The sequence below is a fragment of the Ferrimonas senticii DSM 18821 genome (assembly GCF_000422665.1).
Lineage (GTDB): Bacteria > Pseudomonadota > Gammaproteobacteria > Enterobacterales > Shewanellaceae > Ferrimonas > Ferrimonas senticii.
On record NZ_KE383900.1, the window covers coordinates 70,323 to 93,701 of the forward strand.

At 54.9% G+C, this 23,379-nt stretch carries 25 protein-coding genes; 7 read left to right on the forward strand and 18 right to left on the reverse strand.

Annotation, left to right across the window (positions count from 1 at the left end; translation table 11 throughout):
* Positions 1-183 precede the first annotated feature (183 nt).
* The 5 genes from galU to trpR all read right to left on the reverse strand — a co-directional run bounded on the left by galU (position 184) and on the right by trpR (position 4,384).
* Positions 184-1,068: a UTP--glucose-1-phosphate uridylyltransferase GalU gene (galU, locus tag G506_RS0117025; protein WP_028117925.1), complete on the reverse strand. Its 885-nt coding sequence runs from the start codon at positions 1,066-1,068 to the stop codon at positions 184-186.
* A gap of 6 nt (positions 1,069-1,074) precedes the next feature.
* Entirely contained in the window at positions 1,075-2,031 is a 957-nt protein-coding gene (locus G506_RS0117030; protein WP_028117926.1) for a hypothetical protein, read from the reverse strand.
* A gap of 3 nt (positions 2,032-2,034) precedes the next feature.
* Positions 2,035-2,652 carry an adenylyl-sulfate kinase gene (gene cysC, locus G506_RS20075; RefSeq protein WP_035387477.1) on the reverse strand — a complete coding sequence of 206 codons (618 nt, stop codon included), beginning with the start codon at positions 2,650-2,652 and terminating at the stop codon, positions 2,035-2,037.
* A gap of 138 nt (positions 2,653-2,790) precedes the next feature.
* On the reverse strand, positions 2,791-4,050 hold the full coding sequence (locus G506_RS0117040) for an amino acid permease (protein WP_035387478.1): 1,260 nt from the start codon (positions 4,048-4,050) through the stop codon (positions 2,791-2,793).
* A 28-nt stretch (positions 4,051-4,078) separates the two neighbouring features.
* Positions 4,079-4,384: a trp operon repressor gene (gene trpR / locus G506_RS0117045; protein ID WP_028117928.1), complete on the reverse strand. Its 306-nt coding sequence runs from the start codon at positions 4,382-4,384 to the stop codon at positions 4,079-4,081.
* A gap of 188 nt (positions 4,385-4,572) precedes the next feature.
* Here trpR and G506_RS0117050 point away from each other — a divergent pair, with 188 nt between their 5' ends.
* Entirely contained in the window at positions 4,573-5,025 is a 453-nt protein-coding gene (locus tag G506_RS0117050) for a c-type cytochrome (protein ID WP_028117929.1), read from the forward strand.
* 486 nt (positions 5,026-5,511) lie between these two features.
* Here G506_RS0117050 and G506_RS0117060 read toward each other — a convergent pair whose 3' ends face one another.
* Positions 5,512-6,153 (reverse strand): cytochrome b/b6 domain-containing protein, encoded by a 642-nt coding sequence (locus G506_RS0117060; RefSeq protein WP_051202229.1) that lies wholly within the window; start codon positions 6,151-6,153, stop codon positions 5,512-5,514.
* A gap of 281 nt (positions 6,154-6,434) precedes the next feature.
* Between G506_RS0117060 and hpf the strand changes: the two genes are divergently transcribed.
* From hpf to G506_RS20560, 5 genes are all read left to right on the forward strand, one after another.
* A complete protein-coding gene (gene hpf, locus G506_RS0117070) occupies positions 6,435-6,764 on the forward strand; it encodes a ribosome hibernation-promoting factor, HPF/YfiA family (RefSeq protein WP_028117931.1) in 330 nt (109 codons plus the stop codon).
* Positions 6,765-6,882: 118 nt separating this feature from the next.
* Positions 6,883-8,703 (forward strand): chorismate mutase, encoded by a 1,821-nt coding sequence (locus G506_RS0117075; protein WP_028117932.1) that lies wholly within the window; start codon positions 6,883-6,885, stop codon positions 8,701-8,703.
* 155 nt (positions 8,704-8,858) lie between these two features.
* Positions 8,859-10,844, forward strand: coding sequence for an SDR family oxidoreductase (locus G506_RS0117080; RefSeq protein ID WP_028117933.1), 1,986 nt, complete (start codon positions 8,859-8,861; stop codon positions 10,842-10,844).
* A gap of 13 nt (positions 10,845-10,857) precedes the next feature.
* Positions 10,858-11,346 carry a DUF2505 domain-containing protein gene (locus tag G506_RS0117085; RefSeq protein ID WP_028117934.1) on the forward strand — a complete coding sequence of 163 codons (489 nt, stop codon included), beginning with the start codon at positions 10,858-10,860 and terminating at the stop codon, positions 11,344-11,346.
* Positions 11,324-11,944, forward strand: a complete 621-nt coding sequence (locus tag G506_RS20560; RefSeq protein ID WP_084631554.1) for a TetR/AcrR family transcriptional regulator — start codon at positions 11,324-11,326, stop codon at positions 11,942-11,944. Before G506_RS0117085 ends, G506_RS20560 begins: the two co-directional genes overlap by 23 nt.
* Positions 11,945-12,004: 60 nt before the next feature.
* Here the strand turns inward: G506_RS20560 and G506_RS0117095 are convergent, their stop codons facing one another.
* The 12 genes from G506_RS0117095 to ffh form a co-directional block, all read right to left on the reverse strand.
* Positions 12,005-12,922, reverse strand: coding sequence for an alpha/beta hydrolase (locus G506_RS0117095; RefSeq protein ID WP_028117935.1), 918 nt, complete (start codon positions 12,920-12,922; stop codon positions 12,005-12,007).
* 9 nt (positions 12,923-12,931) lie between these two features.
* Entirely contained in the window at positions 12,932-14,338 is a 1,407-nt protein-coding gene (locus G506_RS0117100; RefSeq protein WP_028117936.1) for a wax ester/triacylglycerol synthase family O-acyltransferase, read from the reverse strand.
* Between the two features lie 123 nt (positions 14,339-14,461).
* On the reverse strand, positions 14,462-14,809 hold the full coding sequence (locus tag G506_RS0117105) for a phasin family protein (RefSeq protein ID WP_028117937.1): 348 nt from the start codon (positions 14,807-14,809) through the stop codon (positions 14,462-14,464).
* Between the two features lie 8 nt (positions 14,810-14,817).
* Positions 14,818-15,342: a phasin family protein gene (locus tag G506_RS20085; RefSeq protein WP_051202231.1), complete on the reverse strand. Its 525-nt coding sequence runs from the start codon at positions 15,340-15,342 to the stop codon at positions 14,818-14,820.
* 105 nt (positions 15,343-15,447) lie between these two features.
* Complete coding sequence (locus tag G506_RS0117115; protein WP_028117938.1) at positions 15,448-15,741, reverse strand: polyhydroxyalkanoic acid system family protein; 294 nt, start codon at positions 15,739-15,741, stop codon at positions 15,448-15,450.
* Positions 15,742-15,774: 33 nt separating this feature from the next.
* Positions 15,775-16,911, reverse strand: a complete 1,137-nt coding sequence (tyrA, locus tag G506_RS0117120; RefSeq protein ID WP_028117939.1) for a bifunctional chorismate mutase/prephenate dehydrogenase — start codon at positions 16,909-16,911, stop codon at positions 15,775-15,777.
* Positions 16,911-17,981: a 3-deoxy-7-phosphoheptulonate synthase gene (locus G506_RS0117125; RefSeq protein ID WP_028117940.1), complete on the reverse strand. Its 1,071-nt coding sequence runs from the start codon at positions 17,979-17,981 to the stop codon at positions 16,911-16,913. The genes tyrA and G506_RS0117125 overlap by 1 nt, the downstream gene beginning before the upstream one ends.
* 214 nt (positions 17,982-18,195) lie before the next feature.
* Positions 18,196-18,543: a 50S ribosomal protein L19 gene (gene rplS, locus G506_RS0117130; protein ID WP_028117941.1), complete on the reverse strand. Its 348-nt coding sequence runs from the start codon at positions 18,541-18,543 to the stop codon at positions 18,196-18,198.
* Positions 18,544-18,581: 38 nt separating this feature from the next.
* Positions 18,582-19,322: a tRNA (guanosine(37)-N1)-methyltransferase TrmD gene (trmD, locus tag G506_RS0117135; protein ID WP_028117942.1), complete on the reverse strand. Its 741-nt coding sequence runs from the start codon at positions 19,320-19,322 to the stop codon at positions 18,582-18,584.
* Positions 19,323-19,337: 15 nt separating this feature from the next.
* Positions 19,338-19,868, reverse strand: a complete 531-nt coding sequence (gene rimM, locus G506_RS0117140) for a ribosome maturation factor RimM (RefSeq protein ID WP_028117943.1) — start codon at positions 19,866-19,868, stop codon at positions 19,338-19,340.
* Positions 19,869-19,889: 21 nt separating this feature from the next.
* On the reverse strand, positions 19,890-20,138 hold the full coding sequence (rpsP, locus tag G506_RS0117145; RefSeq protein WP_028117944.1) for a 30S ribosomal protein S16: 249 nt from the start codon (positions 20,136-20,138) through the stop codon (positions 19,890-19,892).
* A 427-nt stretch (positions 20,139-20,565) separates the two neighbouring features.
* Positions 20,566-21,933 (reverse strand): signal recognition particle protein, encoded by a 1,368-nt coding sequence (gene ffh / locus G506_RS0117150; RefSeq protein WP_028117945.1) that lies wholly within the window; start codon positions 21,931-21,933, stop codon positions 20,566-20,568.
* A gap of 519 nt (positions 21,934-22,452) precedes the next feature.
* Here ffh and G506_RS0117155 point away from each other — a divergent pair.
* Complete coding sequence (locus G506_RS0117155; protein ID WP_028117946.1) at positions 22,453-23,241, forward strand: cytochrome C assembly family protein; 789 nt, start codon at positions 22,453-22,455, stop codon at positions 23,239-23,241.
* Positions 23,242-23,379 lie beyond the last annotated feature (138 nt).

The following is a 23,379-nucleotide window of genomic DNA, read 5'->3' on the forward strand; positions in this document are numbered from 1 at the left end:
GTATCCCCGCTACAGTCAGGTTTTCGGCGCAAGGCGACGAACCTTTAGCAATTTTTTGGCGAAATAGTGTTAGCCGGTTGTTGTAGTGAAATTCGCCCTCGAACAACAGCAAACGCCAACAAACAAAAATCCCCGTGCCAACGGCAACGGGGATCGCTAGTTTGCTGGTGCGTCTGCCTGCGCTTACTTCAGGCTGTTAACGAACTCACTGAATTGTTCACCCAGCTCTGGATGGCGCATGGCGTACCGCAGATTGGCCTTCATGTAATCCAGCTTGTTGCCACAATCGTGGGATTCGCCGGTCATGTGGAACGCTTCCACGGTTTGCTGCTGCATTAGCATGGCGATGGCGTCGGTCAACTGGATCTCATCACCGGCGCCCAGCGGAGTGCGCGCCAACAGTGGCCAGATGTCCGCAGGCAGGATGTAACGGCCCACCACCGCCAAGTTTGACGGCGCCTCTTCCTGCTTCGGTTTTTCCACCACCGCCGTCATCGGCGCTGAATCGCCAGGCTGCAACTGGGCACCACCACAATCAGCCACGCCGTAGCTGGAAACCTGCGCCATCGGTACCGGTTCAACCATAATCTGGCTGTGACGGGTTTGCTCGAAGCGCTGCTTCATCAACGCCAAGTTTTCGCGGGTTTGATCGGCGGTGTATTCATCCAAAATCACATCCGGCAACACCACCGCAAACGGGTTGTCACCCACCACCGGCTGAGCGCACAGCACCGCATGGCCTAGGCCTTTGGCCTCGCCTTGACGCACATGCATGATGGTCACATCTTTCGGGCAGATCGCTTGTACCTCTGCCAGCAGCTGCCGTTTAACCCGCTTCTCCAAGGTCGCTTCCAGTTCAAACGAGGTATCAAAGTGGTTTTCAATGGCGTTTTTCGAAGCGTGGGTAACCAGCACAATCTCTTTAAAACCGGCGGCGACACATTCGGCGACGATGTATTGGATCAGCGGTTTATCCACCAATGGCAACATCTCTTTGGGGATGGCTTTGGTGGCTGGCAGCATGCGGGTACCTAGACCCGCAACCGGAATAATGACTTTGGAAAGCATGATGACCTAGCTGTATTGATTGATAAGCGCTTGGATAAATTGCGACAGTTGCGCAGCGGGCAACCGGTTGATCCCCGCCGCCGCTTGGCGACCGCCACCGCCGACAAACTGACTGCAGAGTGTATCGGCACCGATCTTATTCGCCAACGGGGCGCGCACGCTGACTCGGTGGCTGCCATCGGCATTACCGGTTAATACCGCGTGCGCCCTGCGAGGATACCGATTTGCAAGGGTATTGCCAAATACCCCACTGATCCGCCGTGACCAAGGCTGTGAACCTAAATCATAAACGGCGCTATGCTCGCCAACATGCAGCGGCTGGATCTGCTGTGCTAGCGCCATATCTTCGGCAAACGCCTGCTGCAAAAAACGAAATGGCGAATCGCTGGCGGCGATAAAATCCAGTGGACAAGCGTAGGGCAGCAGTTGGCTAAACAGCTGGGTTGGCGCAATGTGCAGATCGCTGACGCTGTCGCCATAACTGTTGTAGTTCAGCAAGGTGCCAAGCTCGCGCAGTTGTTGCGCTTGTCGGTTGGTTAGACCGGCCTGCTTGGCTAACTTATCGGCCACCGCAACCACGTTATCGCCATACGCGGCAACGATGGCCCAACGCCGATAACGACCAGCAAGGTAGTTATCCACCAGTAACGCCGTACAGCAATTGGCAGCGGTGTTGATATGGGCGGTCAAATTAGGATGGGGCGTCAGCTTGTCGGCTTGATGGTGATCGAAATACTCAACCGTAACCCCGGCCTGAAGCAGCAACGCCAGTGGCTCGGCGTTTTTATCCAGCGAAATATCCAGCACGGTGATGCTGTCCCCTGCCACCGCGTTAACTCGCTTGAGCAACTGAATATCGCGCTTGACCCCAGTGATCAGTGTGCTCGATTTAGGCTTAGCCAAACGCAGTTGCAACAACGACAAGATGCCATCGGCGTCGCCATTAAATAGGTCAAAGTGCATCGGTTACTCCGCTGCCGCAGGGATCACCCCGGCGTTAGTCAGTGCCTCAATAATCTGCTCCACCGCTTGGTCGATGCTGTGCTCGGCGGTGCGCAGGTGGATCTCGGGCGCCACTGGCGCTTGATAGGCGGAATCGATGCCGGTGAAGTTGGCTATCTCGCCACGGCGCGCTTGTTGATAGAGCCCTTTGGGATCGCGCTGCTCACAAACAGCCAACGGCGTATCGACAAACACCTCAAAGAATTGGCCTTCACTAAGTAACTCGCGCACCGCTTGGCGTTCACGGCTAAATGGCGAGATAAAGGCGCTCAGTACGATGGTACCGGCATCAACAAACAGCTTGCTGACCTCGGCGACGCGGCGAATGTTTTCCACTCTGTCGGCATCAGAAAAACCCAGATCACCGTTTAATCCATGGCGAATATTATCGCCATCAAGCAGATAGGTTTGATAACCAGCTTGATGCAACTTGACCTCTAGGGCATTGGCGATGGTCGATTTACCCGAACCGCTTAAGCCAGTAAACCACAGCAGCGCCGGCTGATGACCGTTGCGCGCCAACCGCTGTTGATGACTGACCGCATGTTGATGCCACTGCACGTTCCGGCTTACCTGCGCCATGGTTAGTTCCTTTTACTGTATTAACCCGAACCGCCAGCATACCTTGGCCCGCCGCTGGGCAGCAGAACCATATCGAATCAGTTATAAAAAAAGCCGCTCATAGAGCGGCTTAGTGGTTTTGATATCAAGCTTTGGGGATTAACCAAACTGTGGCAACAGCCCCAGCAGGTGCAGCGTTTCGGCAACCAGCGCCAATACGCCAAAGCCAAACACCAGATTCAACCGCGCCATACCGCCAGCCACTTGGAACTGACCCTGTTGACCGCGCTGACGCAGCACCCGCGCCATCATCGGCGGCAAAATCAGCACAAACACTACCGCCGCCAAGGCCGCATAACCAATGGCGGTAATAAAGCCATTTGGTGCCAAAGCGCCGCCGATCGCCGGTGGCAAGAAGGTAATAACCCCAGCAACCAGGCTGTGCTTGAGGCTATCACCCAACTTAAAGAAATCTTTGACCAAGTCTTGCAGACCCAACGCCACGCCAATAAACGAGCTGGCCAGTGCCAAGTTACCAAACACCATCAGCGCCGATTCAACCCCAGTAACGTCGGTCGACTGCCCTACGGCGCTGATCAAGGTAGCAACGTTACCGCCTTCGGCAATGATCGCGCTGAACTGCTCGCGACCGACGTTGCCCATAATCGCCAACTGCCATACCACGTATACCAGCAGCGTCAGCAACATCCCTAGCAGCACCGCTAATCGCACCCGCTGCATATCTTTGTTGTAGTGTTTGGCCAGTGACGGCACGGTGCTGTGAACGCCGAAACTGGTCACCAGCAGTGGGATAGCCACCCACAAGTAGGACAGGCTGTCGCTAAATGGCAGCGCCGGGAACAACTTATCGGCATCGGCCGACACCGTCAGCATTGAGGTGGAGCCAAAAAACGTCAGCACCATCCCGCCGAGCATAATCACCGACACCTTATCGACCACTCGCGAACCGGCAATCACTAAGGTGGCGAACACCACCGCAAACAATACCGCGGCGCTGGAATGGGACAAGTTCATCCCCATATCAGCGGCGACTTGCGCCACGATGGAACTGCCGCCGGAGATGTAGGCGTAGCAGAGGATAAAACTGACAAAAGCGACACAGCCAGTAGCAAACAGTTTGCCCAGCGGCCCCAAGGTATCGGCGGCGATGGTGGTAAAGCTAGCCCCCTCTGGGTAGTGCTGGCCCGCTTCAATCATGTACAAGCTGGTGGTGTAGGCGCAAAAGCAGCAGAACAGCAGCAGTGCCATCGACACCGAGAACCACATCCCTGCACTGTATACCGGCAGGGCAAACATCCCGGCACCAACGGCGGTACCGGCAATAATCATCGCACCGCCCAAAATACTGGGCATTTTTTTGGTTGGAGCAGCGCTCACTGAGGCAGTGGTCTCAGACATCAGAGGTTCTCTTCGCTTGTAGTAATTGTCAGTCGTACATCGTGTTGGCGTTGTCGACGTTGAGCAGTTGTTTTAATTGCGCCAGTTCACTGGCACTTAGGTTCTTTAGGTTGTTAGAAGCGCGGGTAATGGTGGCGATACTGATCCCCAACTCTGCCGAGATCTGCCGCTGGCTTTGTTCACCGATTAACAGTGCCTTGATGATCGCCAGTCGACCCGCGATCGATTGCCGCTCATCGTGGCTTAGAAGCAGGCTTAACAGCCATTCAAAGGTCTCTAATTCGGTTTGGCTAGCCAGCAATTGCAGTAACTCTCGCCATCGATTTTCGCTCATAGCAACTCTCTGTTTGTGTAATGCCATGTCATTACACCATTACAGCATCACGGTTAGCAAGCACCCGCAGATTCAACCGAGTTTGATCTGTGACCAAGATCCCGTCACTAAAGCGCTGGTTTTCATTTTTGCAACAAGGCTACAATCGCTTGGTTACAGGAGAGACTAATCGGTTAAGGATGAAAACAATGAAGAAAGTTGTAATTGCGACCGCGCTGCTGCTTTGCACCGGCAGCGCTATGGCGAAAGGTGCCTTTGATGATGCCGCCGATGCCATCGATTACCGCCAAGCGGCCTTTGGTTTGATCAAAGAGAACTTTGCCGACATGGGCGCCATGCTGAAAAACAAAAAGCCGATGGACAGCCAAGTGTTTGCCGAACGTGCCGAGCATCTAGCAATGCTTGCCGCAATTCCCTTTAATGGCTTCGATGTCAAAGGCTCCGACCAAGGCGATACCGGTGCCCTGCCCGCGGTTTGGAGCGATCGCGGCGAATTTAACGCCATCGCCGATAAGTTTCAGCTAGCCACTAAAGCGTTGGCCAAGGCCAGCAGCAGCGGCGACAGCAGAGCGATCGCCAAAGCCTTTGGCGGCGTTGGCAAAACCTGTAAAGGCTGCCACGACCAATTCAAAGCGGATTAATGTTCGCCACCACCGAATAACAAAAACCATCGGCAGTGCCGATGGTTTTTTTATTTCCAACCGAAAAGTAGCCACCAACGCGGGCAACTCATCAATAAGTCAAACAAGCAAGCGTTAACATATTACCATTCCGTGCAACAATCACATTTAACAATCAATCGCAAACAGCAACTGCCAACTTGTTAAAACAAACAATCCGGCAACAAGGGCGCAAGCCAACAAAAACAAAGAGATAGGCAACACACCAAACACCAATGCAGCCAACCCATTAACAAGCACCAGCTTGCAACCCGAAGCAGTTAACAACCATCCATCCATTGCAACCGACAGCCAGCTACATCTACCGCAATCCATTTACTTGCATTTAGCTTCAGTTTGGGCATCAGATCTGACTTGGCCTGATACCCCCAAGCCAGCGACTCACTGATCCATCCAATAGCCGTTATCGGTGACGATTCGGGCAGCCGATCAGTGTGGCAATGACTATCACCACAACGGCGCGATCAACCACAGCGCGACCACGATCACCCAAGCGATCAGCCAGCCGAGCGCCACTGGCCAAGGCCGCAGTAACGGTTGTGCGGTATTGATAACCACCTTGCCGTGCAGCATCGGGGTCACAAGTGATATGCCGCGCAAGCGATACACGGCGATGGCAGTTAGGTGTAGTGCCACCGCGCCAAGCAATAGATTGATGCCAAAGCCGTGATACTGAGAAAACCACGAGGCCAGACTGGCAGAGACACTGCCATACAGTGGCCCTTCGGTAAGGATGTCATCGGTAATGAATAAACCGGTGGCGAACTGGCAAAGCAGCAACATCCACAGCAGCAGCACCATATAGCCGCCGGCAGGGTTATGACCTAGATGAGGAGAGCGTGGTGCACGCCATTGGCGCAGATAATCAAGCACCACTTGGGGGGAGCGAACAAAGTGGCTAAAACGGGCGGGTACGCTGCCAAACAGTCCCCAGCTAAGCCGGGCAAATAATAACGCCGCCAGCAGATAGGCGGCGCTTTGGTGGAGTTCCATCTCACCTTGATCGGCACTGTACCAACACAACGGCAGCAGCAGGGCGATGCCCCAATGACAGATCCGCACCAGCGGATCCCAAACTCGGATCGACATCCTATCCTCCGATTAAAACAACTACGATTGTGCCGCTAAGGCGCCAGCATAATCGGTACAAAAACCCATCACAGGCAGCGCATATTGCCGTTGTTATCCCATCCAATATCAACCGAAAAATCGCCACTTTCAAGGGCTTTTAGCGCATTTTTACAACTTTGCGGTGCGTTCGCCGTTAAATCCATCAAGCGCACCAAAACATGACCTGAATCACTTTCGCCAATCGTGCCAGAGGGGTAGTCTGAAGTTGAACCACAACAGAGGTCGCGAAGGAGACAACTATGCGTATTGAGATCACCAGCAAAACCGTCGCTGTTACCGAGTCCATGGAAGTTCGCATCCAAGCCTGTTTCGACAAGCTACTGCGTCACGATATCGATCTGATTGGTCCGCATCTGATCATCACCCAAGAGGGTAAAGAATTTAGCGTTGAAGCGACCACCAACAGCACCGTTGGCCAACTGTTTGCCAAGGCCCAAAGTGAAGATCTCTACGTTGCTCTGAACCAGCTGAGTAGCAAACTGGAACGGCAGTTAAACAAAGCCGTCGACAAGGAAACCGCCCGTCGTCATGACCGCACCGGCGACATCGTTCACGCAGAACCCGCTTAATCTTCATAACTCACTCTTATGTTGAGCCAACACCCGCTGCGGCGGGTGTTTTCATAACTTGCGCCGGTTGCTGGCAAATCGTACTGTCGGGGATAAGATTTGTTTTGATAGCATCGATATGGAACCGACCGCCCCACTGGATGGCATTCGCCAGCAGATCACCGACCTTGACCAACAACTGCTGACGTTACTGGCTAAGCGCCGTAACTTAAGCCTACAGGTAGCCCAAACCAAAGCCGCCAGCGGCGACAACATCAAACCAGTACGCGATCGCGATCGGGAAAACGCCCTGCTTAACCGGTTGGTTAATGTTGGTCGACAACAGGGCTTGGATGGGCAATATGTGGCGCGATTGTTCCACGCCATCATCGAAGATTCGGTGCTGCTGCAACAGGCCTGGTTTCATGAACAACACAACCCCAGCGAGCGCGGCAACGTTACCGTCGCATACCTTGGCGCCCGTGGCTCCTACAGCCACATCGCCGCCTACCACTATTTTGAACGGCGCGATCGCACTCTGACCGAGCTTGGGCAACAACGGTTTGAACAGATCTTTGCGGCGGTCAGTGACGGCCGTGCCGATTACGGCATCCTGCCGGTGGAAAACACCTCCTCAGGGGTGATCAATGAGGTGTTCGATCTGCTGCAAAAAACCGATCTGCAGATCGTCGGCGAAACCACCGAAACCATCGCCCATTGCCTGTTGCTGCCTGAAGGTCGCGGCATCGAGCAGATCAGTAATGTTTACGCCCACCCGCAGGTTCATGCCCAGTGCAGCGGCTATCTGGCAGACAAAAACTGGCAACCGCATTTTTGCTCCAGCAGTGCCGAAGCGATGCAACAGGCAAACAACGATCCCCACGGTGCCGCCATCGGCAGCGCCGACGGCGGTCGCTTCTATCAACTGCATGCGGTGGTGCAGCAATTGGCTAACCAGCAGCGCAATGAAAGTCGGTTTGTGGTGATCGCCCGCCAGTCGGTATCGGTGCCAGCGCAAGTACCCGCTAAAACCTCACTGTTGATCGCCACCGGCCAACAAGCAGGCGCGCTAGTCGAGGCGCTGTTGGTGCTTAAACAGCACGGTTTGACCATGACCAAACTGGCGTCACGGCCGATCCACGGCAATCCATGGGAGGAGATGTTCTATCTGGACATCGCCGCCAATCTCGACAGCAGTGCAATGCAACAAGCGCTGCAAGCACTGACGAAACTGACCCGCTTTATTAAAGTGCTTGGCTGTTACCCCAGTGACACCATTGTTGCGACCGAACTGACCGCCAAGCAATTGGCCGATGATCCCCGCGTGGCCTTGGTCGATGATGACCGCAATCTCAATTACCCGTTCAACATCGGCGTTCAACCGCTGCAATCAGCCCAGCTATTTGTGATGGTTGAAGCCAGCAGCGTGGCAATGGCCGCCACTATCGCCGAACAGGGCGGGCAACTGCTGATCAGTGATCAGGCCATCGCTACCACCACTTTGCCGCAGGGGCGACGCTTCAGTCAGGCGGCGCAGATCGATGCTGCCGATCCGCATCTAGCGCTACTGCTGCTGGAGCCAAGCAGCGTTGCTGATCAAGCCTTACTGGAGGTGGCCGGCAAGCAACCGCGACCACTGTTATTGGCGCAAGCGGCTGATGCTAATCTGCAGCAGTGGCTGGCCAGCGCCGATCGGATTGTGCAACACGGCAACCAACAAGTGGCGCTGCTGGTGCGCAGCCCTAACGGTTCATGCGATCTAAATCAACTGGCTGCGGTGATCGCAGCCAGTCGCTACCCGGTCGTGGTTGAGCTGGGTAAAAACGATTCCGTGGGGCAACTGATAAAACAAGCCAAAGCAGCGCAAGCCCTTGGCGCAGCGGCGATAAGTCTTTCGCTGACGGCGAATAATTACCCGCAATTCCCACAGTTAATGAAAGGGATCCATCACCGTGACTGAGTACAAATTAGAGTTATTGCTCGAATAAATTTTCCGATTCGCGCTGATCTCGATCAACAACCGCTCGATTTGGGTTTTTAATCGCCACCATTGCTCACCAGAATGAGAGCTAATCATTCAACAGGTCAGACCTCAAGCAATGGAGTACCCCACCAATGAACTATCTCATTACTGGCGCCACAGGTTTTCTCGGTCGGTTTTTACTAGCACGGCTGGTACAGCGGCCGGGAAACCTGTTCTGTTTAGTCAGTAGTGAACGTTCAAAACAGCGGTTGGCTGAAATTGGCCAGCAACTGGGGGTCGAATCCGATCGCTTAATCGCCATCAACGGCGACATCACCAAAACCGATCTGGGGATCACCCCAAATCAACAGCAACAGTTGCAAGGCCAGATTGATCATCTGATCCATCTGGCCGCCATCTACGATCTGAATGCCAGCGCAGAAGAGCAGATCAACGCCAACGTTGAAGGCACCAAGCAGGTGATCGCCGTCGCCAGCAAATTGCAAGTTCGCTGCCTGCACCACGTCAGTTCCATCGCCGCCGCCGGCTTTTATCGCGGCACCTTTGATGAGCGGATGTTCGCCGAAGCGGAACAGCTCGATCACCCCTATTTCCTCACCAAGCACATGGCCGAACATGCGGTGCGTGAACAAACGGCGGTGCCCTATCGCATCTACCGCCCGGGGATGGTGGTTGGCGATAGCCGCACTGGCGAAGCGGATAAGCCCGATGGCCCTTACCTGTTCTTTAAGTTGCTGCAAAGTTTGCGCAATAACCTGCCCAAATGGGTGCCGCTGCTGGGGTTTGAAGGCGGTCGCCTGAATATCGTACCGGTGGATTTTGTTACCGATGCCATGGATCACCTGATCCACCTTGAGGGTCAGGATGGCCAATGTTTTCACCTAACCGATCCCAATCCGCTGCGCTCTGGCGAGGTGCTCAATCTGTTCGCCGACGCCGCCCATGCGCCCCGAATGGCGATGCGGTTAAACACCCGCCTGTTTAATTTTATTCCGCGCAACTATCTGCAACTGCTCAGCCACTACCCACCGGCTAAGCGGTTATTCCAAGGGGTGATGGCTGAACTGGGGGTACCGGAAACCGCGCTGAAGATGGTCAACTACCCCACCCGCTTTGACAGTCGCGCTACCCATAACCTGTTAAAACCCGCTGGCATTGAATGCCCGCCGCTGGCCAGCTATGCCACCACCCTATGGGATTACTGGGAGCGCAATCTCGATCCAGATCTGCACAAAGATCGCAGTTTGTGTCAGCGCCTGTGCGGCCACAATGTGCTGATCACCGGCGCCAGCTCTGGCATTGGTCTGGCCACCGCCAAACGCTTGGCCCACTGCAGCAAAGCCAATTTCTTGATTGTCGCCCGCGACTGCGAGCAATTAGAACAAGCCAAACAGGAACTGTTGGCTCTCGGCGCCGAATCGGTTCACGCCTATTGCACCGATCTGACCAACGCCGAACAAACCGAAGAGCTACTGGCGCAGATCAAGGCCGAACACGGCGCTGTCCACCTACTGATCAACAATGCCGGTCGTTCGATCCGCCGGGCGGTCACCGATTCCAAAGATCGTTTCCACGACTTTGAACGCACCATGGCGCTTAACTACTTTGGCGCGCTGCGGCTGATTCTGGGGGTGCTGGATGGCATGGAGCATCACCATCGCGGCCACGTGATCAACATCAGCTCCATCGGCGTGCTCACCAATGCACCGCGATTCTCTGCGTATGTGGCCTCCAAAGCCGCTTTGGACGCCTTTAGTCGCTGCGCCGCGTCGGAGTATTCCGACATGAACATCCGCTTTACCACCATCAATATGCCGCTAGTGCGCACGCCGATGATCGCCCCCACCAAGATGTATGACGACGTGCCAACCCTAACCCCAGAACAAGCGGCAGAATTGGTGGTCGATGCCATCATCCACCAACCGAAGCGGATCGCCACCAAGCTGGGGATCTTAGGGGCGGTGCTGCATGCGGTGGCACCGAAGATGGCGGAGTTGGTGATGAACGGCGCATTCCGCATGTTCCCTGACTCGCCACAAGCTCAGCGTGATAACGCCTTGGCCGATCAACAACAACAGATCCAGTTAGCGGCGCTGCTGCGTGGCATCTACTTCTAAGGTGACAACAATCATGACTAACATCCATCTAGAGCACCGTTACCCTGCCCCCTGCGAACAGGTGCTCAATCACTTTTGGCAGCCACAACTGGTCGAGCAAAAGTATCTCGCGCAAGGCGCCAAGCAGGTTCGAGTGGCGGTGGTTGATAATGAGATCCGCAGCCAGCGCCAGATGCAATCGGATGTGCCAGCGATGCTGAAATCGTTGTTAGGCAGCGACATCAGCATTGAACAGAGCGAGCAGTGGCTGGAAACCGAAGACGGCTTTGATTGCCAATTCCAAGTAAAACTGGCCGGGGTACCGATCAGCATCGATGGGGTGATGCAATGGCGCAACTACAGCAATGGCTGCTGCAACTACCTGAATCTGAATATTCAGTCATCGATCCCGATACTTGGCAAAACCTTAGAAGCCTTTGTTGGCAAATCCTGCCAAGCGATGGCGGATTCAGAGCAGCGCTATCTGCTAGAGCAACTGCATGAAACCGTCGATGGCCACTAGAGAGCGGATCCTAGAAGCCGCCTTGCGCGGCTTTAACAGCACAGGCACAGCGCAACTAAGTTGCGTTGAGATTGCCAATGAGTTGGAGATCAGCCCCGGTAATCTTTATTACCACTTTCGCGGCAAGGAGGAGATCCTGACCGCGCTGTTGGCCGAATTAGAGTTGGCGCTGCGCCATCTGTATCGCCGCTTTATTGAGGACGTGCAGCAACCGGAGGATCTGCAGCCCTATCTGCTTAGCTTGCTGCAGATCGGCTATCACTTTCGCTTTGTGTTTCGCGATCAAGCCTGTTTTCGCTTTGGCGATCGCGCCCTGCAGCAAAGCTGGCGGTTAACCTTGCGGCAAATTCGCAACCACAGCCAACAGATGTTTCGTGCCATGATTGCCGTGCAACCACTGCCACTGCCGGAGCCCCAGCAGCAGATCCTAGCCGACTCGTTGCTGCTGTATGCCTTTGCCAGTTTGAGCTTTGAAGGGGAATTGCAACAACCGCAAAGCATCGAGCAACTGCTGCTAAGCACCGCCGACGCCATCGCCCTAATGCTTAAGCCGTACGATCATCCTGCAGTGCGGCTAAGCGAGCAGTGGACTCACTAAGCGGTTTGTTCATTCGCGGGATACTGGGTAGTTCGTTAGCCCGATGCTCGACAGCCACTATCAGCAGTCGTGTTGGCCGCTGTGCTGCTCGATAAACTGCGCCATTCGCCGCAGCGCTTCGTCCGCTTCCGGCAGCTGATCAAACAGGTGGAATACGTGCGGCATCCCCGGCCAGATAGTCAGATCCGCTTCGCCACCATGGCGCCGCACCTGCGCCGCTAGGCGTACCGCATCGTCCCGTAAAATCTCCAGCGCGCCAACGTGCAGCATCATTGGCGCCAACTGCTGCAACTCGGCAAAAATCGGCGATACCAATGGATCGCAAGGGCAATGGCCATTCAGGTAACTGTTGCGCATCAACAGCAAGGTGCCTAAATCAAAGAACGGATCGTGTTCGCGCAGCAAAAACGCCGACTCGCCATTAACGGTCATATCCACCGCTGGTGACAGCAACAGCGCCGCCGCCGGTTGCGGCAATCCCTGCTCCCGCGCCAACAGCATGGTGGTCACGGCTAGGTTGGCCCCAGCGCTGTCGCCTAAAAACACGATATCTTCAGCGGCGTAGCCGTCCTGCAGCAGCTGCTGATACACCGCCAAGCCATCTTGTTGTGCGGCCGGGAATGGAAACTCCGGCGCCAATCGATAGTTCACCAGCACCCCACGGGAGTTGGTCAACTGCGCTAACCGCGCCAACGCCGCCGCATGAATGGTTGGGGTGCGAAAACAGAAACCGCCACCGGGAAAACAGAGAATAATCCGCCGACCAACGCCGCGACCAAGGCTAACCCAATCACAGGAAACCCCAGCAATTTGGTCGCTGATGATCTCCATCGCCGTCGGCGCGGAAATGTAGCTACCAAGCTTTTCCAGCTCCGCCACCACGGTGCGCAGGCCATAAACATCATTGCACTTGGCCAAGCGTCCCCGCATCAACCGAAACAGCAATTTATTCAGTGCCACCGAGCGCCAACTGGCCATTACGCCTCCTTAAGCTGATTCAGCGGCTTCAAACAGCACCGAAGTCAGCGCTTGCAAGGTCTCATGTTCAAGTTCCACCACCGCTTGTTGCAGGTATTCGGCCACCGCTTCAAAGCCCGGTAATGAACGACGACAACAGGTTAAGCCAAACTGCAATTTACCGTTGTAGCTTAGCAGAGTAATGTTCAAGCTTTGCCCTGGCACCAACAACGAGATCGGGTACAACGAGTCTAAGCGCGCGCCGTTAAAATAGACCTGCTCGTTGGGGCCGCGGACATTGGAGATCAACATATTGGTCGCCGGTGGCAACCATTGATCGAGATCCAACCGGCCTGCCAGCACACTGATGCCATTAATGATGATCGCGTATTGATAATAGGCGTCTGGCGACAGTTCCAGCGCCTGCTGCTTGGTGGCGTAGGTAGCAGCGCTGATCCCATGCAGCCGCTGCAGTGGCGGCTCATCATTGCGCCCCAGCTCAATCATCCCAAGGGTAAACTTATTGCAACCGCTAAGCTCATCGCCATCTGCCCGCAGGTTGATCGGCATCTGCGCCACCATCGGCCGCTCGCTACGCCAGTTGTGTTGGCTAAGATAGCGATGTAGCGCCATGTCAGTGACCGTCAACACCACATCATTGAGTGAACAGCCATTGAGTTTCGCCAGCCGATGCAGACGCCGTAACGGCACTGAGGTCAGCGCTACCGTGCGCGCTTTATCGCGGCTGCGATTAAACGGCGTCCGTGGTGCGGTGAATGGCAACGATAAGCGACTGGTGCCGACCTTGGCCCAATTGAGCAGCAGTTGGCTGGCGATCTTGGTCAGCCCTAAGCTGGCGCCAAACTGGCGGCGGATCAGTGGCAATAGAGCTTGGTTGCGCTGCTGATCGCAACCGTTCAACTGCGCCTCCGGCAAATCCCAAAACAGCGGTGATGGTGCCAATGGATCGCTGCTGCAGCATTGACTGAACATATTGACCGCCTTGATGCCATCGGCACAGGCGTGGTGAATTTTAATCAGCAACGCTACTTGGTTATCCGCCAAGCCGTCGATCACCCACAGCTCCCACAGCGGTCGGGTGCGATCCAACCGGTAACTGTGAATGCGGGCGATCAACTCCAACAGTTGGTGACGATCCCCTGGCAACGGCAGATGGGAATGACGCACGTGGTAATCCATATCGACAAACGCCACCGGTTGCCAACGCGGCAGATGGCTGATGCCAATATCAAGCAACTGATTAAACGGCGCTCGGCCCGGTTGGCTGGCGCGCAATTTGTTGACCAACGCCTCGGCGTAGTGATGTGCCTCACCCTCCTCCGGAGACAGCAGCGCCAAGCCGCAGATATGAGCGGGATTGGCGTCACGCTCCAGGATAACAAAGGCTAAATCCATCAAACCCAAGGTGCTACTCATCGCCGCTCCAGCTGTATTGGCAGTATCAAACATTGTCGGAAATTACCGCGCTAACCACCTTGATTTGGGTCAGTCGGGGTTCGGATAGTAAACCGCCGCTAACGGGTAGCGGCGGGATCTGCGCTATTTGCTGGCAAGCTTTTCGACCATCTCAGTAAGCTTGTCGATCTTGTGGTTCATCTGCTCAACGCGGTTGGGATCGATGCCGCTCATTCGGCCAAACAACGCTTGTACCCGCTGTTCAACCCGACGATTGGTGCTAGCCACCTGCTGTTGAATGGTTTCGCGAGTGCGGCCTTCAACTTGACGGCCCTCTTCAACTAAAGATTCAAACAGCTCGCTGGTGCGCCCTTCGATCGCTTGCCCCTCTTGCAGGCTGCGACCATAAACTCCTAAGCCTGCCCACCAGATGTTGCGTGCCATCTGCTCGCCATCTTGCAACCAGTTATCATGACGTTCGACGTTATCCATGGGACCTCCTAGCTTACTTTAGTGTCATCAGGCTTTGCCGCCATCGCTTTCGGCTTGACCGCTGCTGGCTTAACCGCCGCAGCCGGTTTCACTGGCGCCGCTTTAGGCTCTGGCTTGACGGCCGGTTTGGCGGCTTTACGGGGACGTGCTGCAGCCGCTTTCGTCGGCGCTGCCGGCTTGGCTTCGGCCACTTTCATCTCGGCCAGCTTATCAACCATCGCCGCCAGCTTTTCCAGCTTGGCATCCAGATCATCCAGCTGCCGTGGGTCCATGCCGGTAAAGCGCTGCATCTGCTCGTTCATCTTGTCGTTAACCGCTTGAGTGGTTTGACTTGAAGCGTCTTTCCAGCGGGTTTTGGTATCGGTTTCCATCGCTCGACCTTGCTCAACCAGATCGGTAAGCCAGCTGCGAGAACGATCAGACAATTGACCCAGTTCACGACTGCCCTTGGCGTAGGCACCCAAGCCCGCTAACCAAATCTTGCGTGCCAGTGCCTCGTCGTTAGTGATCAGTTTTTCAATTGGGGTAGACATGGGTGCCTCCAGTAGTGAGAGAGTGAGGCTTATCTGCCTCACTTTCAGTCTATGGAGCGCCGTTAGAATTTGGCTTCTAAAGCCAAGGCGGGAAATTGATGCAGATCAAATGATGGCTGAGTTTTCGCCGAGCAGTTGATCCAGCTGGCGATGGATCTGCTGCTCGATCTGGGCCCGAAACGGTTTCAGCATAAAGCCTAGCTTGAGCTCCAACCGCAGCTGCTGCTCACACGTCGCCAACCGACCGCTGGCGCCAATTCGATTGAAATGGATGCCGTCGTCACGGTGATCGCATTGCAGCTGATACTGGGTCGCGAGCTCGGCGGTCACCTCATCGACTAAGGCCGCTAATTTGCTCGGATCTAATCGATGACGGCGAACAATGGCGATAGTAGCCATAACCGACAACCTCCTTGTTGTTATCGCGGTAATTTAAACGCTGCGGCTATCGTTAGCCATCATCAGCATATTGGCGCTTTCGTGCTGGAACTGCTCGGCGAAATCACCAAACCAGTGAGCAACATTGGCAAAGATCCGGTTAAAGCCAGCCTTGTCGCCTTGCTCTAGCAGCGCTAGCGCCTGTTGGTAGCGATCCAGATAGTGCCGCGCTCGCGCTAAGGTATCCGGCTGGCTAAAGATGATGTCGGCATACAGGTTGGCATCTTGAGCAAACAGCCGACCAACCATCGCTAACTCCAACCGATAGATCGGTGAGGAGAACTGCAGCAGTTGTTCAATATCGGCGTGTTCACGCTTTAAGTGCATGCCATAAACAAAGGCGGTGAAGTGACGCATCGCCTGCACTAACTGCATCGCTTGGTCGTGCTCGACCGCGGACGCGTGGTGCAAGCGAGCGCCCCAGATGGTGATCTGCTCCAGCAGCCACTGATATTGCTCTGGCATCCGTCCTTCGCAGACCACCACCACCTGCTTCGCCAGGCTGGCAACATCGGCGCCAAACATGGGGTGCAATCCCAGCACCGGGCCGGCATGGGCTTTCAACATCGCCGCTAATGGTGCCTGTTTGATCGAGGTGAGATCCACTAATAGGCAATCTGCTGGCAACGGCGGCAACTTGGCGATCACCGCCTCGGTGACGTCGATCGGCACCGACACCAGCACCATTCCGGCATCGGCTACCAGCGCTTCGGCATTATCCCAATCGCCCTGTTCCAATAGCCGCACTGGATAGCCCGACAGCTGGAACAGCTGCGCGAACAGCCCGCCAAGCTTACCGCCGCCGCCGACGATCACCACCGGCCCCAGATCGGGATTAACCCGCTTAAAACCGATCTCTTTTTCGCTGATGTAGGACTCGCGCATAATTCGCCGCAGCAGATCTTCAATCAACTGTGGCGACAGCCCCATCGCTTCCGCTTCGCTGCGGCGCTTAGCCAACATGCTGGCCTCGCGCGCCGGCGCGTAGATCGGCAAGCCCTCTTGATGCTTAATGGTGCCAACCTGTGCCACCAACTGCTGACGACGCCGGAGGATCTCCAGCAGCGCCTTATCGGACTCATCAATCTGTTGTCGCAACGCATCCAGCGCCACGCTTGTCGGCTCGACCATCAAGCCTCCTTAAATCGGTTTGCTAGTACTGCTGACAGCGCTTCGGCGCCATCGCGTAGCAGGGTGTCAGTGGTATCCCAATCGATGCAGGCGTCGGTGATCGATACCCCATACTGCAGCGGTTTATCCGCCGCCTGTTGGTTGCCTTGAAAGAGGTGACTTTCCAACATAATGCCAATGATCGAGCGATTGCCATCGGCGATTTGGTGAAACACGTTCTGCGCCACCAACGGTTGCCGACGGTGATCTTTAGCCGAGTTACCATGACTGCAATCGACCACCAGGCGAGCATTTAAGCCCGCGTCATGCAGCGCTTGCTCACTAACGGCGACACTGACCGAGTCGTAATTGGGCTGGCGACCGCCACGGAGGATCACATGACCGTCTGGATTGCCGCCGGTGCTTAGCAGCGCCACTTGGCCGTCGCTGTTGATCCCCATAAAACGGTGACAGTGCGAGGCCGCTTGCAAGGCATTGATGGCGACATCGAGTTTGCCGTTGGTGCCATTTTTAAAACCGACCGGCATCGACAACCCCGAGGCCATCTCTCGGTGGGTTTGCGATTCGGTGGTACGAGCCCCAATCGCCGACCAGCAGAACAGCTCGCCTAGATATTGCGGACTGATGGGATCGAGCGCCTCGGTGGCTACCGGCAACCCCAGTTCGGCCAACCACAGCAGCAATTCGCGCGCTTGTCGCAGGCCCTTTTCGATATCGAACGAGTTATCCATATCGGGATCGTTGATAAGCCCCTTCCAGCCAACCGTGGTGCGTGGCTTTTCAAAATAGACTCGCATCACGATGTAAAACTGATGGCGCAGATCATCATGCAGTTGCTTGAGCCGCAGCGCGTACGCTTTGGCCGCCTCAATATCATGAATGGAGCACGGGCCGGTGATCACCAATAAGCGGTTATCACGCTTATGAACGATGTCCGCCACCTGCCGACGGGCGGCTAAGATCCGCTGCCGCGCCCCCTCCCCTAATGGCAGTTCAGCCTTGAGTTGATTGGGGGTGGTTAACACCTGCTCGGAGGCGATATGAACGTTATGAATGCTGTCTTGCTGCATCAGCAACTACCTTGGCAAAGCACGAATGCTGTCAGAGTGCCAAGGGCAGTAACTGTTGTAAATAAGTCACTGACGCCAACTTCAAAGGCAAGTGCGCCATATCAACAAAGTCATAAGCGACAAGAATCCACCGCGACAAACAAAAACGGCCCCGCCAGATGGCGGGGCCGTTCAGACCGAAACGTCGGATCGATTAGCCAGAGGCTAAGGGATCTTAGTTCAGACGCTCACGGATACGTGCAGACTTACCGCTGCGCTCGCGCAGGTAGTACAGCTTAGCACGACGTACGCGGCCACGACGCTTAACAGTGATGCTTTCTACCAGTGGAGAGTGAGTCTGGAACGCACGCTCAACACCTTCACCATTGGAGATCTTACGAACAGTGAACGCAGAGTGCAGACCGCGGTTACGCTTAGCGATAACTACGCCTTCGAATGCCTGCAGACGAGTTTTGTCGCCTTCAGTTACACGTACCTGAACAACAACGGTATCACCAGCGCCAAACGCTGGTACGTCGCTCTTCATCTGCTCTTGTTCAAGCTGCTTGATGATATTGCTCATAATCTTTCTCATCCTAGATATACTGAAAACTCTAACGCTTAACCGTTTTTCTCGGTTACAAACTCGGCAAGCAATTTCGCCTGCTCGTCAGTCAGAGCTAGGTTATTTAAGAGTTCTGGACGTCGCTCCCAAGTGCGTCCTAGGGACTGCTTGAGGCGCCATTTTCGAACTAATTCATGATTGCCGCTTAGCAATACTTCCGGAACCTGCTGGCCATCCAGCACTTCAGGACGGGTGTAGTGAGGGCAATCCAGCAAACCGTCCGAAAACGAATCTTGCTCTGCCGAAGCGGCTTTGCCTAACACGCCGGGCACCAAACGGGACACCGCGTCAATTAGGTTCATCGCTGGCAGCTCTCCGCCGCTGAGTACGTAGTCACCAACGGACCACTCCTCATCGACTTCCGCCTGAATGATGCGTTCATCGATACCTTCGTAACGACCACACACCAGTACCATGCGCTCGTTGGTGGCTAGCTCGGCCACCCCAGCTTGCGTCATACGACGCCCCTGAGGGGACAAGTAGATCACCTTGGTGCCTTCCCCGCCTGCCGCTTTGGCGGCGTGAATGGCATCACGCAGTGGTTGCACCATCATCAGCATGCCTGGGCCACCGCCGTAAGGACGGTCATCCACAGTGCTGTGCTTATCATGGGTGAAATCACGAGGATTCCACGTTTGCACCGAAAGTAAGCCGTTTTTCACGGCTCGACCAGTTACCCCGAAGTCAGTAATGGCACGGAACATCTCGGGAAACAGGGTTACTACCCCTAACCACATAGAGAGCTCCTTAGCTTAAAAACTTGGATCCCAGTCGACTTTAATTTGTTTGCCAACCACATCGACCTCAAGGACGAATTGGTCGGTCACAAACGGAATCAAACGCTCCCGTTTGCCGAAGGCATCGTTACCTTTGGCTTTCACTTCCAGCACATCATTGGAACCGGTTTCCAGCAAGCCAGTTACGGTACCCATCTGATAGCCTTGGGTGTTAACCACTTCGCAGCCAACCAAGTCACGCCAGTAGAACTCGTCTTCTGGCAGCTCAATCAGTTGCTCAGCGTGAATGCTGATCTCAGCATTGGTCAGACGCTCTGCAGCGTTGCGGTCGTCGATACCCTCGAGGCGGCACACAAGACCACCACCGTGGCGACGCCACTCCAATACTTTGATCTCACGCTGTTGCCCTTCGGAACCGATGGTCCAAGGGGTGTAAGCGAAAATTCCTTCGGGTTCGTCGGTAAAGGCGTTTACCTTCAGCCAACCACGAATGCCGTAGGCTGAGCCAAGTTTGCCCACTACGATCATCTGTTGAGTGTTGGTCATCAGTTGCCCTACCAAACCTGATTAAGCCGCTTTACGAGCGTCTTTGATCAGAGAAGCTACACGGTCAGAAACCGCTGCACCTTGACCGATCCAGTGATCAACACGGGCCAGATCCAGACGCAGTTTCTCAGCTTGACCTTGAGCTACAGGGTTGAAGAAACCCACTTTTTCGATGAAACGGCCATCGCGTGGACTACGAGCGTCCGCAACTACAACAGAGTAGAAAGGACGCTTTTTTGCGCCGCCACGAGCCAAACGAATGGTTACCATACGGTTTACATCCTCTAATGGTGAATAAAATTGGGGCCAAGAAATGGCCCCAAGGTAGAAAGCCCGCCGATTTTACCTGAAAGCTTGGTCAATGCAAGGCCACCAGACCACTAATTCACCGCCCAAGCTGCGCCACTTCAGTGCAGTGGTTATGCTGTGGATAACCAGTAGCCGCCACCAGCTGTGGCTAAGAATAACGCCGCAGTAAATCACCCAATTGAGCTAACTGCTTAAGCCTAAAAGCAAAACCGTCTGAAAAACAGGTTACCGACTCCATGCTAATAATAGTGAGCAATGATCCGTTGGCTTATCAGTGTTACTTAGCTGCAAGCAGTAAAACAAAACAGCCCCCGATGGTTCGGAGGCTGTTCTATTGCTTTGGCTCTTGTGCTCTAAGCAGCAGGTCTTGTTCAAAGCAAAGGACGAATTAACGGGGGAATTTCATCCCCGGCGGCATCATCCCGCCCATGCTGCGCATCATTTTCTTCAGACCGCCACCTTTCATCTTCTTCATCATCTTCTGCATCTGGGTAAACTGCTTCAACAGCTTGTTGACCTCTTGAATGCTGGTGCCGGCACCAGCGGCGATGCGCTTCTTACGGCTGCCTTTGATGATCTCTGGACGGGCGCGCTCTTTCGGGGTCATGGAGTTGATGATCGCTTCCATGGTTTTGGTCATCTTATCGTCTTGCACCTGCGCCAGCGCTTCTGGCGGCAGGTTGCTCATCCCCGGCAGCTTGTCGAGCATGCTCATCATGCCGCCCATGTTCTTCATCTGCTGCAGCTGATCACGAAAATCGGTAAGGTCAAAGCCTTGGCCTTTTTGGATCTTCTGCGCCAGTTTAGCCGCTTGGTCTTTATCAACCTTAGACTCAACCTGCTCGATCAACGACAGCACATCGCCCATGCCCAAGATCCGCGAGGCGATCCGATCTGGGTGGAATGGCTCCAGCGCTTCGGTTTTCTCGCCAACACCCAAGAACTTAATTGGTTTTCCGGTGATATGGCGGATAGACAGCGCGGCACCACCGCGAGCATCACCATCGACCTTGGTCAGGATCACCCCGGTCAACGGCAGTGCTTCGTTAAACGCTTTAGCGGTATTGGCGGCATCTTGACCGGTCATCGCATCAACGGTGAACAGGGTCTCAATCGGCTTGATGGCGGCGTGCAGATCGATGATCTCAGCCATCATCTCGCTGTCAACGTGCAGGCGCCCTGCGGTATCGACGATCACCACATCGAAGAACTGCTTCTTGGCAAATTCAATCGCACCGGTGGCAATCGCAATCGGCTTCTGGCTGATGTCGGATGGGTGGAACTCAACGCCAACTTCACCGGCTAGGGTTTCCAACTGTTTGATCGCGGCCGGACGGTAAACGTCGGCGGACACCACCAGCACCTTTTTCTTGTGCTTCTCTTTTAGGTGCTTCGCCAGCTTGGCAACCGAGGTGGTTTTACCGGCACCTTGCAGACCGGCCATCATCACCACGGCTGGCGGCTGGCAGGACAGGTCCAACGCTTCGTTGGCCTCGCCCATGGCGTTTTCCAACTCGGACTGGACGATCTTAATGAACATCTGACCTGGTGACAGGCTCTTGTTCACCTCAGCGCCCAAGGCGCGGTCACGCACCTTGTTGATAAACTCGCGTACAACCGGCAAGGCCACATCCGCTTCCAACAGCGCCATCCGCACTTCGCGCAGGGTGTCTTTGATGTTGTCTTCGGTCAGTCGACCGCGACCGCTGATGTTCTTTAGCGTTTGATTCAAACGCTCGGAGAGGTTGTTAAACATCGCCTTGCTTTACCACGTAGAATTCAAAAATAGGGCGGCAGTATAACAGCCCCACGCCACCGTTGCCCACCATCGCCAATCTCGCGGGTTGGGCTAGGGCGTGTTGACCTTTGCCGTATATTTTTGCGCCCACTAATGCCTATTTTCGACAGCAAATTGATCTTGGTTAGTGAATGTTGCTGTTTAGGGCTCACTAAGGGGCGCCTTGCAGGGTCGGACTAGCGGCTGTCACTCTTCGTCATACGATTTCGACGTAGAGCCACTATGCCTTCAATAGCAATCCTCGATTGACAACCGCTATCCTCGACCAAATTCTGAAACCCAAACATCAACACGCCCTAACAACTCTGCCACACAGATCACACCGAAAGCCGCTGCCGCCATACGTTTTGGCATGGTATGCTTGAACGACCAATATGGCGCGGATTTACACCAATAACGCCGCCATTTCGACCGCCTTTACGGTGCACCCTGCGCCGCCGAGGCCGTTGACAAAAGCTTTCAAGATTAAGGGAAATCATGGAGTTTCTATCCATACCGGCGATCCTCGGATACGTCGTTGCACTGGTTCTGGTGGCCTCCAAGCTGCTGCACCCAGATGGGCCGGATCGCACCAAAGCCACCATCGCCGCCGCGGTCGCGGTGGCCATGCACGGCTTAGTGCTTAGCGGCGAAATCTTCTTAGACCAGGGGCAGAATTTCAGCCTCACCAACACCTCATCGTTGATCGTCTGGTTGCTGACGCTAGCGGTGACGGTAATGCTGCCGCGGCTAAAGGTGATCATTGTTGCGCCGGCGGTGTATGCCCTAGCAATCATATCGGTGGCGGGATTATGGTTGCTGCCACCGCAATACATCACCAATTTTGAAGCCAAACCCGCGGTGTGGACCCATGTGATTATCTCACTGTTGTCGTACTCACTGCTGCTGTTGGCTGCACTGTATGCTCTGCAATTGCAGGGTATTAACAAGCGTTTGAAAGACCGCAAACTGATGCTTAATAGCTCGTTGCCGCCGCTGATGACCGTCGAAAAACAGCTGTTCCACTTTATCTGGGTCGGTTTTGTGATGCTGTCGGTTTCGCTACTGACCGGCTGGCTGTTCTTGGAAAACTTCTTGGGCGACGGCTTTGGTCATAAGGTGATCTTATCGAGTGCCGCTTGGGTGGTGTACGCCATCATGCTGGCACAAAACCACTGGCGCGGGATGCGCATCCCAACCGCCGTGGCCTACACCTTTACCGGCGCGGGCCTGCTGACTGTGGCTTACTTTGGCAGTCGCGTGGTTAAAGAGCTGTTCTTAAACTAACGAGCGGCTCTTAAAGGAACTTGTCTTACTGACAAAAAAGGCGCTAAGAACCTTGTTCTTAGCGCCTTTTTTGTTACCTCTCTCTTGACACTGTTGCCCACCATCGCTTTGATGGCAATCTAATCAACGGAACGGATT